Raw genomic sequence first — 15,310 nt, forward strand, 5'->3', positions numbered from 1 at the left:
TGTATCTGTTGTGATTATTAAAGCTGTGACTATTGAAGTTATGATTATTAAAGCAAACAACAAATCTCTTGACCTATCTCACCCTCATGTTATGGCTATCCTCAATGTCACGCCTGACTCATTTTCAGACGGTGGTAAATTTAACTCAATTGAATTAGCGCTCGCTCAAGTTGAGAAAATGGTTGCCGCTGGTGTGAGCATTATTGATGTCGGCGGTGAATCAACACGACCAGGTGCCCCTGATGTTGAATTGGAGCAAGAACTGCAGCGTGTGATTCCTGTTATCAAAGCGATTCGTAAGAAATACGATGTTTGGATTTCTATTGATACCAGTAAGGCTGAGGTGATGCGTCAAGCGGTTGAAGCTGGTGTAGATCTTATTAACGATGTTCGTGCACTTCAAGAACCTGGAGCATTAGAGGTAGCAGCAAAAGCTAACTTGCCAATTTGCTTGATGCATATGAAAGGCCAACCACGTACGATGCAGGCGAATCCTCAGTATGATGACCTGCTGATGGATGTTGTCGAGTTTCTCCAAGAACGGATTGCTGCTTGTGAAGCCGTGGGGATTAATAAGTCCCAACTTATTCTTGACCCTGGTTTTGGTTTTGGTAAAACCATGGAACACAATTATCATATGCTCGCTCATCTTGAAACATTCCACGAATTCGACTTGCCAATTCTTGCTGGCATGTCGCGTAAATCGATGATCTTCAAGCTTCTAGATAAGCCAGCAGCTGATTGCGTCAACGCGAGTGTGGTCTGTGCGACCATTGCGGCAATGAAAGGTGCACAAATTATCCGAGTCCATGACTTCGAAGAAACCATTGAAGCAATAAAAGTGGTTGAGATGACGAATAAAAATATCAAAAAGAATTAAGGAAATTTTTATGTCTGATAAAAGACGTTATTTTGGTACTGATGGCGTACGCGGTAAGGTTGGGCAATACCCGATTACTCCAGATTTCGTACTAAAACTTGGCTGGGCGGCTGGTCGTGTTCTTGCGAAACAAGGTACGAAGAAAGTTATCATTGGTAAAGACACGCGCATTTCTGGTTACATGCTTGAATCTGCTCTAGAGGCTGGCCTTGCAGCAGCTGGCCTGAAAGCGACCTTGACCGGTCCAATGCCAACGCCGGCCGTTGCCTATTTGACGCAGACCTTCCGAGCAGAAGCGGGTATTGTTATTTCCGCTTCTCACAACCCATACTATGACAATGGTATTAAGTTCTTCTCATCTGAAGGCACTAAGCTTGGGGATGATATTGAACTGGCTATCGAAGCTGAACTTGATAAAGACATTGAATGTGTGGAATCAGCTGAGCTTGGTAAAGCAACTCGTCTGAATGACGCAGCCGGTCGTTACATCGAGTTTTGTAAGAGTACTTTCCCATCTGAGCTGAGCTTAGCAAACGTAAAGATTGTGGTTGACTGCGCACACGGTGCAACTTACCACATTGCACCTAATGTATTTAAAGAGCTCGGTGCAGATATTATTGCCATGGGCGTTGAGCCGAATGGGACTAATATTAACGCAGAGGTTGGAGCGACGGATGTTCGTGCGCTACAAAAACGCGTTGTCGAAGAGCAAGCACACCTTGGTCTTGCGTTCGATGGTGACGGCGACCGTATCATTATGGTTGACCACTTAGGTAACAAGATCGACGGTGATCAAATTGCTTACATTATTGCGCGTGATGCAATGCGCCGTGGCGAGTTAAAAGGTGGTGTTGTTGGTACGCTAATGACCAACCTAGGAATGGAAAATGGACTCAAACAATTAGGTATTCCATTTGTACGTGCTGCGGTGGGTGACCGCTACGTAATGGAGCAATTGCTGGCTAGAGGTTGGAAGATCGGTGCTGAAAACTCAGGGCATGTTATCTTGCTAGACAAGGTGACCACTGGTGATGCGATTGTGGCTGCGTTGCAAGTCCTCGCTTCAGTTGTCGGCAGCGAAATGACGTTGCATGACTTGTCCCAAGGAATGAAGCTTTACCCGCAAGTACTAGAGAACGTACGTTTTTCTGGTGAAAGCAACCCTCTTGAGGCACAAGCTGTATTAGACTCAGTAACAGAGGTAGAAGCGGAGTTAGGTGACAAAGGCCGAGTGCTACTACGAAAGTCAGGTACTGAGCCACTTATCCGTGTCATGGTGGAAGGTGAAGATGCAGAACTTGTTCAAAGCTCTGCGCTTAAGATTGCAGAGGCAGTTAAAGCAAGTTGTTAATCATTGCTTTAACCGATTTTGTTAAAGAAAGGGCATCGTTTGCCCTTTTTTTGAGCGCTTGATACCTTGGTGCTGATTTTTTGCGAATTTTTCCTTGTCAGCGATACTGGCATTCGCTAGTATTGCTCCGCCTCCCGTTAGGAGGCCGCTAGCCTTGTTCAGGAATGAATGTTTTTGGACGGCGCTGGCTCAACAATTAGGAACATAGGTGGAAAAAATGTTTTCAGTTCTACTTGTGATTTACCTGTTGGCGGCGCTTGGTGTAATTGGCCTTGTGTTGATTCAACAAGGTAAAGGCGCAGATATGGGAGCCTCGTTCGGTGCAGGTGCTTCAAACACAGTGTTTGGTGCAGGCGGCTCAGGTAATTTCTTAACCCGAACAACTGCTATTTTAGCAACCGTATTTTTTATCATTAGTTTGTTACTTGGCCGTATGTCCACGCACAAGGCTGAATCACAATGGGTAGACCCAACACTGGGCCAGCCGGTTGTAGAGCAAATTAAAGATGCAGCAAGTGAAGTTCCAGCACCTACTGGTGATGAGATTCCACAGTAAGCTGTAAAGGTTTATGTAGCCGAGATGGTGAAATTGGTAGACACGCTAGCATGAGGTGCTAGTGCCTTTGGTGTGAGGGTTCGAGTCCCTCTCTCGGCACCATGAATTTACAAACTTGTAAATCACTTAGTTGAGCGTATAATGCTCATCAAGTCGGACGCGGGGTGGAGCAGCTTGGTAGCTCGTCGGGCTCATAACCCGAAGGTCGTCGGTTCAAATCCGGCCCCCGCAACCAATCTCATTCTTTTATTAAAAAAGAGTGATTCGATTGGCAAGTTTGCACAGTGCTAACCACACTGTGAGTTAAGAAAAGCAATCCTGGGCTATTCTTAACGTATCAGGGTCCAGCAGCATAAAACCCCGACTTTCGGGGTTTTTTGTTATCTGAGTTTTTATAAATCAACTCGGGTATTGCTTGGTTTTTTGATTGGGCTCTGAGCCCTTTTTTTGTTTCTGGAGTGGTTTAAATGACTGGTTTAGAGAGACAACTTACTGAAATGCTTGAAGCTCCAGTAGAGGCGTTAGGCTACGAGTTGGTTGGATTAGAATTTATTCGCGCGGGTGCGCACTCAACGTTGCGTATCTACATCGACCACGAGAATGGTATCAATGTAGATGCCTGTGCAGAAGTTAGCCATCAGGTAAGTGCAGTATTAGACGTTGAAGATCCAATTTCTGTTGCTTATAGCCTAGAAGTCTCTTCTCCAGGCTTAGAAAGACCACTTTTTAAAGCAACACATTACGAGCAATTTATAGGTCACGAGGTCAGCATCGTATTGAAAATGGCTGTTGCGAACCGTCGTAAGTGGAATGGTATTATCCACAACGTCGATGGTGAGACAATTGCGGTTACTTGTGAGGGGCAACAAGAAGAATTTGCTCTAAGTAACATTTCAAAAGCTAACCTGATCCCTAAATTTTAGTTCCCTAAAAAATTTGAAGCTTAGAGGCTAAATACAATGAGTAAAGAAATTTTAGCGGTAGCAGAAGCGGTATCGAACGAAAAAGCGGTACCTCGTGAGCGTATCTTTGAAGCTCTTGAGATTGCTCTGGCAACTTCTACAAAGAAAAAATACGAAATCGAAATCGATGTACGTGTCGCTATCGACCGTAAAACCGGCGAGTTTGAAACATTCCGCCGTTGGTTGGTTGTAGAAAATGTTGAAAACCCTACAAAAGAAATCTCCATTGAAGCTGCACAATATGAAGATGCAGATGCTCAACTAGGTGATTTTGTCGAGGACGATATCCCATCGGTGACATTCGATCGCATTACGACTCAAACGGCCAAGCAAGTTATTGTACAAAAAGTGCGTGAAGCTGAGCGTGCTCAAATAGTAGAACAGTTTATTGACAACGAAGGTGATCTTATCACTGGTGTTGTTAAGAAGGTGAACCGTGAGACAGTCGTACTTGATCTCGGTAACAACGCTGAAGCGGTAATCCTACGTGATGATCAGCTCCCTCGCGAAAACCTTCGTCCGGGTGACCGAGTTCGTGGTCTACTGTACAAAGTTGCTCCTGAAGCACGTGGTTTCCAACTGTTCATTACGCGTTCTAAGCCAGAAATGTTAGCTGAGCTATTCCGCGTAGAAGTTCCTGAAATCGCTGAAGAAATCATCGAGCTAAAAGGCGCTGCACGTGATCCGGGTTCTCGCGCTAAGATCGCGGTGAAAACAAATGACAAGCGTACTGATCCTGTGGGTGCGTGTGTTGGTATGCGTGGCGCACGTGTTCAAGCAGTTTCTGGCGAGCTTGGTGGTGAGCGTATCGATATTGTTCTTTGGGATGATAATCCAGCTCAATTTGTGATCAATGCGATGGCTCCTGCTGATGTCGCCTCAATCATCGTCGATGAAGATGCACACTCAATGGACATCGCTGTTGAAGCTGACAACCTAGCGCAAGCTATCGGTCGTAGTGGCCAAAACGTGCGTTTGGCATCTCAGCTAACGGGTTGGGAACTGAACGTTATGACGGTGGCTGACCTTCAGAAGAAGCATGCTGAAGAGTCTCAAGCATCGATTGAAAACTTCATGAAGTACCTAGACATTGAAGAAGACTTTGCTCAACTTCTTGTTGAAGAGGGTTTCTCAACGCTAGAAGAAATCGCTTACGTTCCAGTGAACGAGCTGCTAGACGTAGATGGTCTAAACGAAGAGCTTATAGAAGAACTTCGTACCCGCGCCAAAGATGCGCTAACGACAATTGCCCTAGCGCAAGAAGAGTCTTTTGACGGCCTTGAGCCTGCTGAAGACCTACTAGGCCTTGAAGGTCTAGAGCGTGAGATGGCATTTAAGTTGGCTGCAAAAGGTGTGGTGACACTAGAAGATCTAGCCGACCAAGGTATCGACGATTTGGAAGGTACTGAAGGTCTGACAGAAGAACGTGCAGGTGAGCTTATCATGGCTGCTCGTAACATCTGTTGGTTCGGCGAAGAAGCATAATATCAGCAAGGAGGAAGCGGCATGACACAATTAACAGTTAAAGCTCTGAGTGAAGAGATTGGTACTCCAGTTGACCGCTTAATGGAACAACTTGCTGACGCTGGCATGAACAAAGCGAGTTCTGACCAAGTATCGGATGAGGAGAAGCAAAAGCTTCTCTCTCACCTGAAGAAAGAGCACGGCGATAAGTCGGGCGAATCTGAACCTACTAGATTGACGCTTCAACGTAAGACTCGTAGCACACTGAGTGTTGCAGCAGGTGGCGGCAAAAGTAAGGATGTTCAAGTAGAAGTGCGTAAGAAGCGCACATATGTGAAGCGCAGCACTATCGAAGACGATGCAAAACGTGAGGCTGAGGAAGCAGCAAAACGTGAAGCTGAAGAGCTTGCGATTCGTGAGGCTGAAGAAAAAGCCAAACGTGAAGCTGCAGAGAAAGCACAGCGCGATGCCGATGAGAAAGCGAAACGTGAAGCGGATGCAAAACGTGAAGCTGAAGAAAAGGCAAAACGCGCCCAAGCTGAAAAGGCTAAGAAAGAAATGAATGCAAAAAATGCGGATGTGAATACGCAAGCCAAAAAAGAAGCTGACGAGCTAAAGCGTCGTCAGGAGGAAGAAGCCCAACGTAAAGCTGAGCAAGAAGCAGCGAAACTTGTTGAAGAAGCTCGTAAACTTGCAGAAGAGAACGAAGCTCGTTGGTCTGAAGAAGAAACTAAAAAGAAAGAGCTTGAAAACTCTGACTACCACGTAACTACTTCTACCTACGCTCGTGAAGCTGAAGACGAAGTTGATCGCAAAGAAGAAAGTGGTGCTCGTCGTAAGAAGAAGAAACCGACCAGAGAGGAACAATCACGTGGTGGTCGTAACCAACGTGGCGGTAGAGGCCGTAAAGGTAAACTGGCTAAGCCAACTTCGATGCAACATGGCTTCGATAAGTCTGCGACAGTAGCAAAACAAGACGTTGTTGTTGGTGAGACAATCGTTCTTTCTGAACTTGCTAACAAGATGTCGGTTAAAGCGACAGAAGTTATCAAAGTGATGATGAAGATGGGCGCGATGGCGACTATCAACCAAGTGATTGACCAAGAAACAGCGCAACTTGTGGCTGAAGAAATGGGCCACAAAGTTGTTCTTCGCAAAGAAAATGAGCTGGAAGAAGCAGTACTTTCTGATCGTGATACAAACGCAGAAGCAGTGCCACGCGCTCCAGTTGTGACCATCATGGGTCACGTTGACCACGGTAAAACGTCGACACTTGACTATATCCGTCGTACACACGTTGCTTCAGGCGAGGCGGGCGGTATCACACAGCATATCGGTGCTTACCACGTTGAAACTGATAACGGCATGATCACCTTCCTTGATACTCCTGGACACGCGGCATTTACCGCTATGCGTGCTCGTGGTGCTCAAGCGACAGATATCGTTGTTCTTGTCGTGGCAGCAGACGATGGCGTAATGCCACAGACCGTTGAAGCAATCCAGCACGCGAAAGCGGCAGGTGTTCCTCTGATTGTTGCGGTAAACAAAATCGATAAAGAAGGCGCGAACCCAGACAACGTTAAGAATGAGCTAGCTCAATACGACGTAATCCCTGAAGAGTGGGGCGGTGAGAACATCTTCGTTCACATCTCTGCGAAGCAGGGCACAAATGTCGAGGGGCTTCTAGAAGCTATCCTTCTTCAATCTGAGGTTCTAGAGCTAACAGCAGTAGCTGAAGGCATGGCAACAGGTGTTGTTGTTGAATCTCGCCTAGATAAAGGTCGTGGCCCAGTAGCTACAGTACTTGTTCAATCAGGTACGCTAAACAAAGGCGACATCGTTCTTTGTGGTCAAGAGTACGGCCGTGTTCGTGCTATGCGCGATGAACTAGGTAAAGAAATTACAGAAGCTGGTCCATCTATCCCTGTAGAGATCTTAGGTCTTTCAGGTGTACCATCTTCAGGTGACGAAGCAACAGTAGTACGTGACGAGCGTAAAGCACGTGAAGTAGCAAACTACCGTGCTGGTAAATTCCGTGAAGTGAAACTTGCTCGTCAGCAGAAATCTAAACTAGAGAACATGTTCTCTAACATGACTGCTGGTGAAGTTGCCGAGCTGAACGTAGTGCTTAAGGCTGATGTTCAAGGCTCTGTGGAAGCGATTGCAGACTCACTGGTGAAACTGTCTACTGACGAAGTGAAAGTAAACATCGTCGGTTCAGGTGTTGGTGGTATTACAGAAACGGATGCAGTTCTTGCAGAAGCTTCTAATGCGATTATCCTTGGCTTTAACGTACGTGCTGACGCGTCTGCTCGTCGCGCGATTGAAACTGCAAGCGTTGACCTTCGTTACTACTCAATCATTTACCAATTGATTGATGAAGTTAAACAAGCAATGGGCGGCATGCTTGCTCCAGAATTTAAGCAAGAGATTATCGGTCTTGCTGAAGTACGTGACGTATTTAAGTCACCGAAACTGGGCGCAATCGCTGGTTGTATGGTTACTGAAGGTCTAATTAAGCGTAATAACCCAATCCGCGTCCTACGCGACAATGTTGTTATCTACGAAGGTGAGCTAGAATCACTTCGTCGCTTTAAAGATGACGTTCAAGAAGTTAAGAATGGCTACGAGTGTGGTATCGGCGTTAAGAACTACAACGACGTTCGCGTAGGCGATCAGATCGAAGTATTCGAAGTCGTTGAAATCAAACGTACTCTAGACTAATTGACTAAAATTACTAACCGTCTGAAAGACAAATAGTAATTGGTTGTTGAATACACCATGGGGGGCTGGCTTGACCATCCCCCCATTCTTTCTATTTAAGAGAATGAATATGTCAAAAGAATTTAGCCGCACGCAGCGCGTATCACAACAGCTGCAAAAAGAACTTGCGATGATCCTTCAACGTGAAGTTCGTGACTCCCGTTTAGGCATGGTTACGATTTCTGATGTTGAGGCATCTCGTGATCTTGCTTACGCAAAAGTATTTGTTACTTTCCTGTGCGTGGGTGAGCAAACACCAGAATCATGTCTGGCGGCGCTGCGTGAGCACGAAGTGCACATCCGCATGATGCTAGGTAAGCGTATTCGCCTACGTTTAACCCCAGAGATTCGTTTCTACTACGACAACACGCTAGTAGAGGGCATGCGTATGTCTAACCTAGTGTCTGAGGTTGTCAGCGAGGACAAACGCAAGCAACAAGATTCAGGTCGCGAAGAAGATCAGGCAGGGGAAGAGTAATGGCTCGTCGTCGTAAAGGTCGTCCAATTAATGGCGTTATCTTGTTGGACAAACCAACAGGCATTTCTTCCAATGACGCACTACAAAAAGTAAAACGTATCTTCTTCGCTGAAAAAGCAGGTCATACGGGTGCTTTGGACCCACTAGCGACGGGCATGTTGCCAATCTGTTTAGGTGAAGCAACCAAGTTTTCTCAGTTCTTATTGGACTCAGATAAGCGCTACCGCGTCATTGCAAAACTGGGTGAGCGCACAGATACATCTGACTCTGATGGCGAAGTAGTAGAGACACGTCCTGTCGACGTGAACCGACAGAAGCTTGAAGCGTGCATCGACACGTTCCGTGGTGAATCGGACCAGATACCCTCAATGTTCTCAGCATTAAAGTACCAGGGTAAGCCGTTGTACGAGTATGCTCGCAAAGGCATTGAGGTACCGCGTGAGTCTCGTAAGATCACGGTATATGAAATCGTACTTCACCGCTTTGAAGGTGATGAAGTGGAGATGGAAGTGCATTGCTCGAAAGGCACTTACATCCGCACTATCGTTGATGACTTGGGTGAAATGCTTGGTTGTGGTGCGCACGTGACCATGCTTCGTCGTACTGGGGTTGCAAAGTACCCATACGAAAAAATGGTGACGCTTGAGCAACTGAATGAATTGCTAGAGCAAGCTCACCGTGATGAAGTAGCACCAAAAGAACGACTTGATCCGCTGTTGCTACCAATGGATACTGCAGTTGAAGATTTACCTGAAGTAAACCTCAATGCCGAGCTAACGAATCTGGTACAGCACGGCATGCCTGTGCAGGTATTGGGTGCACCAGAGGGTACGCCACTTCGTATGACTTCCGGTGAAGACAAGCTGTTTATCGGTGTGGCAGAACTGAACGACGATGGCAAAGTTGCACCAAAGCGCTTAGTGGTTTTTCGTGACGAGGGATAAACTCGTTAATGAATGAAAGGTACCGGCGAAGTCGTCGGTATTTTTGTATTGCGTGGATAAGGAAATTTCCCTATAATCCGCGCTTCGCGTAGCGGCTGAATCAGAGATTGGCTGCTACAACTTTAAACTCACTCTTATCAGGAGAGAATTATGTCTCTGAATGCAGAAACTAAAGCAGCAATCGTTGCAGAATACGCACAAGGCGAAGGTGACACTGGTTCACCAGAAGTTCAAGTAGCTCTACTTACAGCTTCTATCAACCACCTACAAGGTCACTTTAAAGCACATAAAGGCGATCACCACAGCCGTCGTGGTCTTCTACGTATGGTTTCTCGTCGTCGTAAGCTTCTAGATTACCTAAAAGGTAAAAATCTAGCTCGCTACCAAGACCTAATCAAGCGTCTAGGCCTACGTCGCTAATAAGCGACTGCATAGCAGTTTGTATAAAAGGGGCTTTGAGCCCCTTTTTTGTTGTTTGTTACTTAATTTTAATTGCTATCTCTTAGCCAAATCAAACTTATGCCGTTATAATACACGCGGCTAAATCTCGTTTTGAGATTGTCACTAAGCTCATCGTATTACAGTCAACCACGTCGACCAAAAGGTCGCGACTATTAAAAGTGTACTTAAGTCTGACTCAGTCCATTTTTACTAGTCGCGATTTGTAATACCTTGAGTATCAATTAACACACTCTGAAACTTCTTTATTCGTAAAGAGGGTTCGGAAACAAGGAATAACAATGTTCGAAAAACCAGTTGTTAAAACGTTCCAGTACGGTAACCACACGGTTACTCTAGAAACTGGCGTTATCGCTCGTCAAGCTTCGGCTGCAGTAATGGTGACAATGGACGATACAGCAGTATTCGTTTCAGTTGTCGGTAAGAAAGAAGCGGTTGCAGGTCAAGATTTCTTCCCACTAACAGTAAACTACCAAGAGCGTACATACGCGGCAGGTAAAATCCCAGGTGGTTTCTTCAAGCGTGAAGGCCGTCCTTCTGAAGGTGAAACGCTAACGGCTCGTCTAATCGACCGTCCAATCCGTCCACTATTCCCAGACTCATTCAAGAATGAAGTTCAGGTTATCGCGACAGTAATGTCTGTTAACCCTGATGTTCAACCTGATATCGTGACAATGATCGGTACGTCTGCCGCGCTTGCTATTTCTGGTATCCCGTTCAACGGTCCTATCGGTTCAGCACGCGTTGGTCACATTGACGGCCAGCTTGTTCTAAACCCAAGTAACACTGAACTAGATGCATCTAAGCTTGACTTAGTGGTTGCGGGTACAGAATCTGCGGTACTAATGGTTGAATCTGAAGCAGACAACCTAACTGAAGAAGAGATGCTAGCAGCGGTTGTTTACGGTCACGACCAACAGCAGGTTGTTATCAAGGCGATCAACGAATTCAAATCTGAAGTTGCTACGCCAGCTTGGGATTGGGTTGCGCCACAAGAGAACACTGCGCTTGTAAACAAGATTGCTGAACTTGCTGAAGCTAAGTTGGACCAGGCTTACCAAATCACAGAGAAAATGGCTCGTTACGACCGTATCCACGAGATCGCTGGTGAAGTTAACGACGTTCTTCTTGCTGAAGATCCAGAAGCGGACACCAAAGAAATCCACACTATCTTCCACGATCTAGAGAAGACAGTGGTACGCCGTAGCATTATTGCTGGTAACCCACGTATCGATGGCCGTGAGAAAGATATGGTTCGTGCACTAGATGTACGTACTGGTGTTCTTCCTCGTACTCACGGTAGTGCACTATTCACTCGTGGTGAAACTCAGGCGATCGTTACTGCAACTCTTGGTACTCAGCGTGATGCACAAATCATCGATGAGCTAACAGGTGAGCGTAAAGATAACTTCCTACTGCACTACAACTTCCCTCCATACTGTGTTGGTGAAACAGGTTTTGTCGGCTCTCCAAAGCGTCGTGAAATCGGCCACGGTAAACTGGCTAAGCGTGGTATTGCTGCAGTAATGCCATCAGTAGACGAGTTCCCATACACTGTACGTGTCGTATCAGAAATCACAGAATCTAACGGTTCTTCTTCAATGGCCTCTGTATGTGGTACTTCTCTTGCTCTTATGGACGCTGGCGTGCCAATCAAGTCATCTGTTGCGGGTATCGCAATGGGTCTTGTTAAAGAAGGCGATGACTTTGTTGTTCTTTCTGACATCCTTGGTGACGAAGACCATTTAGGTGATATGGACTTTAAAGTGGCGGGTACTCAAACGGGTATCACTGCACTTCAAATGGATATCAAGATCGAAGGTATCACTAAAGAGATCATGCAAATTGCGCTTAACCAAGCTCAAGGTGCACGTAAGCACATCCTATCTGTGATGGATGAAGCGATTGCTGGTGCTCGTGACGATATCTCTGAGTTTGCTCCTCGCATTCACACAATGAAGATCAGCTCAGAGAAGATCAAAGACGTTATCGGTAAAGGTGGTGCAGTTATCCGTGCTCTAACTGAAGAAACGGGTACAACTATCGAGATCGAAGATGACGGTACTATCAAGATTGCAGCAACTGAGGGTGCAGCAGCGAAAGAAGCTATTCGCCGCATCGAAGAAATCACTGCTGAAGTTGAAGTAGGCCGTATTTACACAGGTAAAGTTGCACGTCTTGCTGACTTCGGTGCATTCGTCACTATCCTTCCGGGCAAAGATGGTCTGGTACACATTTCACAAATCGCTGAAAAGCGAGTTGAGAAAGTGTCTGATTACCTTGCTGAAGGTCAAGAAGTTCAAGTTAAAGTACTTGAAATTGACCGTCAGGGCCGTGTACGTCTTAGCATGAAAGAAGCAGCAGATACGCCAGCAGAAGCAGCGTCTGACGCTTGTGAAGCAAAAGGCGATTAATCTCAGCTTTAACTTTTGGTCTTTTATTCGCTTAAGAGCCTGAAAGCATGTTATAAAAGGGGAGCATTTTCGCTCCCTTTTTTTGTCCTGTTTCATCCACTATAGCCTCAAACGAAGTTAACTATTCTATAGTACATAAAGAGAAACAGACCCAGAGCGGTCCAAACAGGAGTACTCATTAGTGAAATGGTTTCAAACCGCAAGTTTATGTGCTGCTATCGCGCTGACCGGTTGTGCTAATACCTCTCAACAATCGGCACAACAGTGGATCTATCCTCCGATGGCGGTACCGCTACAACCAAGCGTGCAACAAGAAGTCCAGATTGCGCGCCTCTCTCAGCTTTTACAGCGCCCAGACCTGAACGATGAAGTCCGCGCTAAGATGTTCTATGAGCGTGGCAACTACTACGATAGTGTTGGCCTACGCGATCTTGCTCGTTTGGACTTTAATCAGTCTTTACAACTCAACCCTGCTCAACCAGACATCTTCAACTTATTAGGTGTGTATTTTACTCAAGTCGGTGAATTTGATGCCGCTTACGAGGCATTTGACTCAACGTTAGAGCTGGCGCCAGAGAACTCATACGCAGAGCGTAACCGTGCGATTGCACTTTATTACGGTGGTCGAATTGATCTCGCTTTAGAAGACATGACTAAGCACTATCAAGAGATGCCAAGTGATCCATTTCGTGCTCTATGGTTATACATCATTGAAGCTGAGCAAAATCCAGAGCAAGCGAAAGCGAATCTAGCGAGGCACTACCAACGCGACCGTAGCGAAGAGTGGGGCTGGGTTCTTGTGGCAATTATGCTGCGTGACGTTTCTGATGATGTTGCATTGAAAGCCATCATGGATGGTACTCGTGAGAATTTCCGTCTTGCCGAACGTTTAACAGAGACTTACTTCTACCTTGGTAAGCGCTACCAATTAGAAGGCGATATTGCTGATGCGATTTCATTGTACAAGCTGGCTATTTCTTTCAATGTTTATGAATACGTAGAGCACCGTTACTCCTTTGTGGAGTTGGCGCAAATCTACGATCAGCTGCAACAAGAGCAGCTTGTTAAGCTCAGAGCCGAGCAACAAGAAGAAAAATAATAAACAGCCGCTTAACGAGAGCGGCTTTTTTGTACTTGAAGAGTTTACATCGCTTCACTAAAATAGTTAGTCTTGCTAACTAAATGGGCAAAGCATCATGGCATTAGAAAAAAGCCTGATTGATTTAGAACGTTTTTGCGCCAAAGCGTGGCGCGTTTATGCCAAAGAAGATCCACTTTCGCACCTGAGTTTTAATGAGTTTGATTACTTGCGAGTGATTCAACTAAATCCTGAGGGTATACGTGTTACTGACTTAGCGGCAGAGCTTAAAGTGACCAAACCGTCAGCTTCAAATATGGTAGCTCGCTTGGAGAAAAAAGCTCTGGTAAAACGCATTGCTTGTCACCAAGACGCTCGTTCTAAACGCGTGCTATTAACCGAAAAAGTGGTAGCAGAAATGTCTTTGGAACAAGTGGTGTACAAAGATATTTCGCAGCAGCTTATGCGCAGGTTGGATGCGAAAGAAGCAAAGCAATTGAAAGCGCTATTAGATAAAGCGCTTGGAAACTAAACCGATTTTTATTGTTTTATTAATATAGTTAGCCTTGCTAACTACTGGTGATTGTCATGCAAAACTCTATTTATAAACAGTTTTGGAAATACACAATTCCGACCGTCGCAGCCATGTTGGTTAATGGCTTGTACCAAGTCGTCGATGGTATTTTTATTGGCCGTTATGTCGGCGCTGATGGTTTAGCTGGGATCAACGTAGCCTGGCCGGTTATTGGCTCAATACTGGGTATCGGCATGATGGTGGGGGTTGGTACGGGGGCACTCGCCTCTATCAAACAAGGTGAGAAAGACAGAGAGGGTGCTAAACGTATTCTCTCAACGGGTCTGTTGTTTCTGATAGCTATCATGCCTGTTGTGGCAATTACATTACTTCTTTTCGCCGATGACTTTATTCGTTGGCAGGGCGCAGAAGGTCGCGTTTACGAACTCGGTTTGCAGTATCTGCATATTCTGAGCGCCGCGTGTGTGTTCTCGCTTGGTTCAATTGCGGTGCCATTCTTACTTCGTAATGATGATAGTCCGAATCTAGCAACCATCTTGATGGTGATTGGCGCGGTGATTAATATTGTACTTGATTACCTTTTTATTGCTTGGCTTGGCTGGGAGCTGACGGGGGCGGCTATTGCTACGGCATTGGCGCAGATGGTGGTGACAATTTTGGGGGTAGGGTATTTCTTTACGTCTCGGGCCAACATGCGCTTGTCTTTTAACGATTTGAAAATACAGTTTGATGTTATTCCTAAGATTGTCATGATTGGCACCTCTAGCTTTTTTATGTATGCCTACAGCTCAATGATGGTCGCACTGCATAATGCGTTGTTTTCCCAATATGGCAGTGCGCTGCTCATTGGTGCGTACGCGATTTTGGGCTATATAGTGACGGTTTATTACCTTATTGCAGAGGGCATCGCCAATGCCATGCAGCCTTTGGTGAGCTACAACCATGGTGCTCGCAACCAAGATAACATTCGTAAGTTGCTGAAGGTGGCAATGGGTACTTCGGTACTTGGTGGTATTACGTTTGTTCTTCTAATGAACCTCTTCCCCTACGAGTTTGTTTCTGTGTTCAATAATGCAGACCAACATCTGATTGATGCGACGGTAGTCGGTATTCGCTTACACATGTTTGCGTTGTTTTTAGATGGCTTCTTAGTGGTTGCAGCGGCGTACTACCAATCAGTGAATAAAGGCAGCAAAGCCATGTTCGTCACCATTGGTAATATGGTGATTCAATTGCCGTTCTTGTTCATCATGCCAAAACTTTTGGGTGTGACGGGTATTTGGATTGCATTTCCACTGTCTAATATTGCTTTGAGTTTTGTCGTAATGACGATGCTGTGGCGTGATATCAAGAAGTTACTGAATGAGAGCTCGTCGGAGCCAAGTATTCACGCCTCTTAACAAAAATGGATACCAAAAAGCGAGGT

13 protein-coding genes and 2 tRNA genes are annotated in these 15,310 nt (G+C 45.8%); all 15 read left to right on the top strand.

Annotation, left to right across the window (positions count from 1 at the left end):
• Window positions 1–40: 40 nt before the first annotated feature.
• The 15 genes from folP to AND4_RS10685 all read left to right on the top strand — a co-directional run bounded on the left by folP (window position 41) and on the right by AND4_RS10685 (window position 15,284).
• A complete protein-coding gene (gene folP / locus AND4_RS10615) occupies window positions 41–880 on the top strand; it encodes a dihydropteroate synthase (protein WP_043991628.1) in 840 nt (279 codons plus the stop codon).
• Between the two features lie 10 nt (window positions 881–890).
• Window positions 891–2,231, top strand: coding sequence for a phosphoglucosamine mutase (glmM, locus tag AND4_RS10620; protein ID WP_009842970.1), 1,341 nt, complete (start codon window positions 891–893; stop codon window positions 2,229–2,231).
• Window positions 2,232–2,448: 217 nt separating this feature from the next.
• Entirely contained in the window at window positions 2,449–2,787 is a 339-nt protein-coding gene (secG, locus tag AND4_RS10625) for a preprotein translocase subunit SecG (RefSeq protein WP_009842971.1), read from the top strand.
• 18 nt (window positions 2,788–2,805) lie between these two features.
• Window positions 2,806–2,889: transfer RNA gene (locus AND4_RS10630), tRNA-Leu, on the top strand.
• Between the two features lie 56 nt (window positions 2,890–2,945).
• Window positions 2,946–3,022 (top strand) — tRNA-Met (locus AND4_RS10635).
• 232 nt (window positions 3,023–3,254) lie between these two features.
• On the top strand, window positions 3,255–3,710 hold the full coding sequence (rimP, locus tag AND4_RS10640) for a ribosome maturation factor RimP (RefSeq protein WP_009842973.1): 456 nt from the start codon (window positions 3,255–3,257) through the stop codon (window positions 3,708–3,710).
• A gap of 36 nt (window positions 3,711–3,746) precedes the next feature.
• Window positions 3,747–5,234 carry a transcription termination factor NusA gene (nusA, locus tag AND4_RS10645; protein WP_009842974.1) on the top strand — a complete coding sequence of 496 codons (1,488 nt, stop codon included), beginning with the start codon at window positions 3,747–3,749 and terminating at the stop codon, window positions 5,232–5,234.
• Between the two features lie 21 nt (window positions 5,235–5,255).
• The gene (gene infB / locus AND4_RS10650; RefSeq protein WP_009842975.1) at window positions 5,256–7,937 is read left to right on the top strand and encodes a translation initiation factor IF-2; all 2,682 of its coding nucleotides are present in this window, start codon (window positions 5,256–5,258) and stop codon (window positions 7,935–7,937) included.
• A 109-nt stretch (window positions 7,938–8,046) separates the two neighbouring features.
• The gene (rbfA, locus tag AND4_RS10655; RefSeq protein ID WP_009842976.1) at window positions 8,047–8,454 is read left to right on the top strand and encodes a 30S ribosome-binding factor RbfA; all 408 of its coding nucleotides are present in this window, start codon (window positions 8,047–8,049) and stop codon (window positions 8,452–8,454) included.
• Window positions 8,454–9,398, top strand: coding sequence for a tRNA pseudouridine(55) synthase TruB (gene truB, locus AND4_RS10660; RefSeq protein WP_009842977.1), 945 nt, complete (start codon window positions 8,454–8,456; stop codon window positions 9,396–9,398). The genes rbfA and truB overlap by 1 nt, the downstream gene beginning before the upstream one ends.
• 150 nt (window positions 9,399–9,548) lie before the next feature.
• Window positions 9,549–9,818: a 30S ribosomal protein S15 gene (gene rpsO, locus AND4_RS10665; protein WP_005380094.1), complete on the top strand. Its 270-nt coding sequence runs from the start codon at window positions 9,549–9,551 to the stop codon at window positions 9,816–9,818.
• Between the two features lie 320 nt (window positions 9,819–10,138).
• A complete protein-coding gene (gene pnp, locus AND4_RS10670; RefSeq protein ID WP_009842978.1) occupies window positions 10,139–12,271 on the top strand; it encodes a polyribonucleotide nucleotidyltransferase in 2,133 nt (710 codons plus the stop codon).
• A 181-nt stretch (window positions 12,272–12,452) separates the two neighbouring features.
• A complete protein-coding gene (gene nlpI / locus AND4_RS10675; RefSeq protein ID WP_009842979.1) occupies window positions 12,453–13,370 on the top strand; it encodes a lipoprotein NlpI in 918 nt (305 codons plus the stop codon).
• A 97-nt stretch (window positions 13,371–13,467) separates the two neighbouring features.
• Window positions 13,468–13,881 (top strand): MarR family transcriptional regulator, encoded by a 414-nt coding sequence (locus AND4_RS10680; protein WP_009842980.1) that lies wholly within the window; start codon window positions 13,468–13,470, stop codon window positions 13,879–13,881.
• Between the two features lie 56 nt (window positions 13,882–13,937).
• The gene (locus AND4_RS10685) at window positions 13,938–15,284 is read left to right on the top strand and encodes an MATE family efflux transporter (RefSeq protein ID WP_009842981.1); all 1,347 of its coding nucleotides are present in this window, start codon (window positions 13,938–13,940) and stop codon (window positions 15,282–15,284) included.
• The last annotated feature ends 26 nt before the right edge of the window (window positions 15,285–15,310 follow it).

It is taken from the genome of Vibrio sp. AND4, from assembly GCF_000171815.1.
Taxonomy (GTDB): domain Bacteria; phylum Pseudomonadota; class Gammaproteobacteria; order Enterobacterales; family Vibrionaceae; genus Vibrio.

Bases quoted from the DNA above. Each gene is read 5' to 3' on its own strand.
- folP (WP_043991628.1), top strand. From the start codon at position 41: ATGATTATTAAAGCAAACAACAAATCTCTTGACCTATCTCACCCTCAT.
- glmM (WP_009842970.1), top strand. From the start codon at position 891: ATGTCTGATAAAAGACGTTATTTTGGTACTGATGGCGTACGCGGTAAG.
- secG (WP_009842971.1), top strand. From the start codon at position 2,449: ATGTTTTCAGTTCTACTTGTGATTTACCTGTTGGCGGCGCTTGGTGTA.
- rimP (WP_009842973.1), top strand. From the start codon at position 3,255: ATGACTGGTTTAGAGAGACAACTTACTGAAATGCTTGAAGCTCCAGTA.
- nusA (WP_009842974.1), top strand. From the start codon at position 3,747: ATGAGTAAAGAAATTTTAGCGGTAGCAGAAGCGGTATCGAACGAAAAA.
- infB (WP_009842975.1), top strand. From the start codon at position 5,256: ATGACACAATTAACAGTTAAAGCTCTGAGTGAAGAGATTGGTACTCCA.
- rbfA (WP_009842976.1), top strand. From the start codon at position 8,047: ATGTCAAAAGAATTTAGCCGCACGCAGCGCGTATCACAACAGCTGCAA.
- truB (WP_009842977.1), top strand. From the start codon at position 8,454: ATGGCTCGTCGTCGTAAAGGTCGTCCAATTAATGGCGTTATCTTGTTG.
- rpsO (WP_005380094.1), top strand. From the start codon at position 9,549: ATGTCTCTGAATGCAGAAACTAAAGCAGCAATCGTTGCAGAATACGCA.
- pnp (WP_009842978.1), top strand. From the start codon at position 10,139: ATGTTCGAAAAACCAGTTGTTAAAACGTTCCAGTACGGTAACCACACG.
- AND4_RS10680 (WP_009842980.1), top strand. From the start codon at position 13,468: ATGGCATTAGAAAAAAGCCTGATTGATTTAGAACGTTTTTGCGCCAAA.
- AND4_RS10685 (WP_009842981.1), top strand. From the start codon at position 13,938: ATGCAAAACTCTATTTATAAACAGTTTTGGAAATACACAATTCCGACC.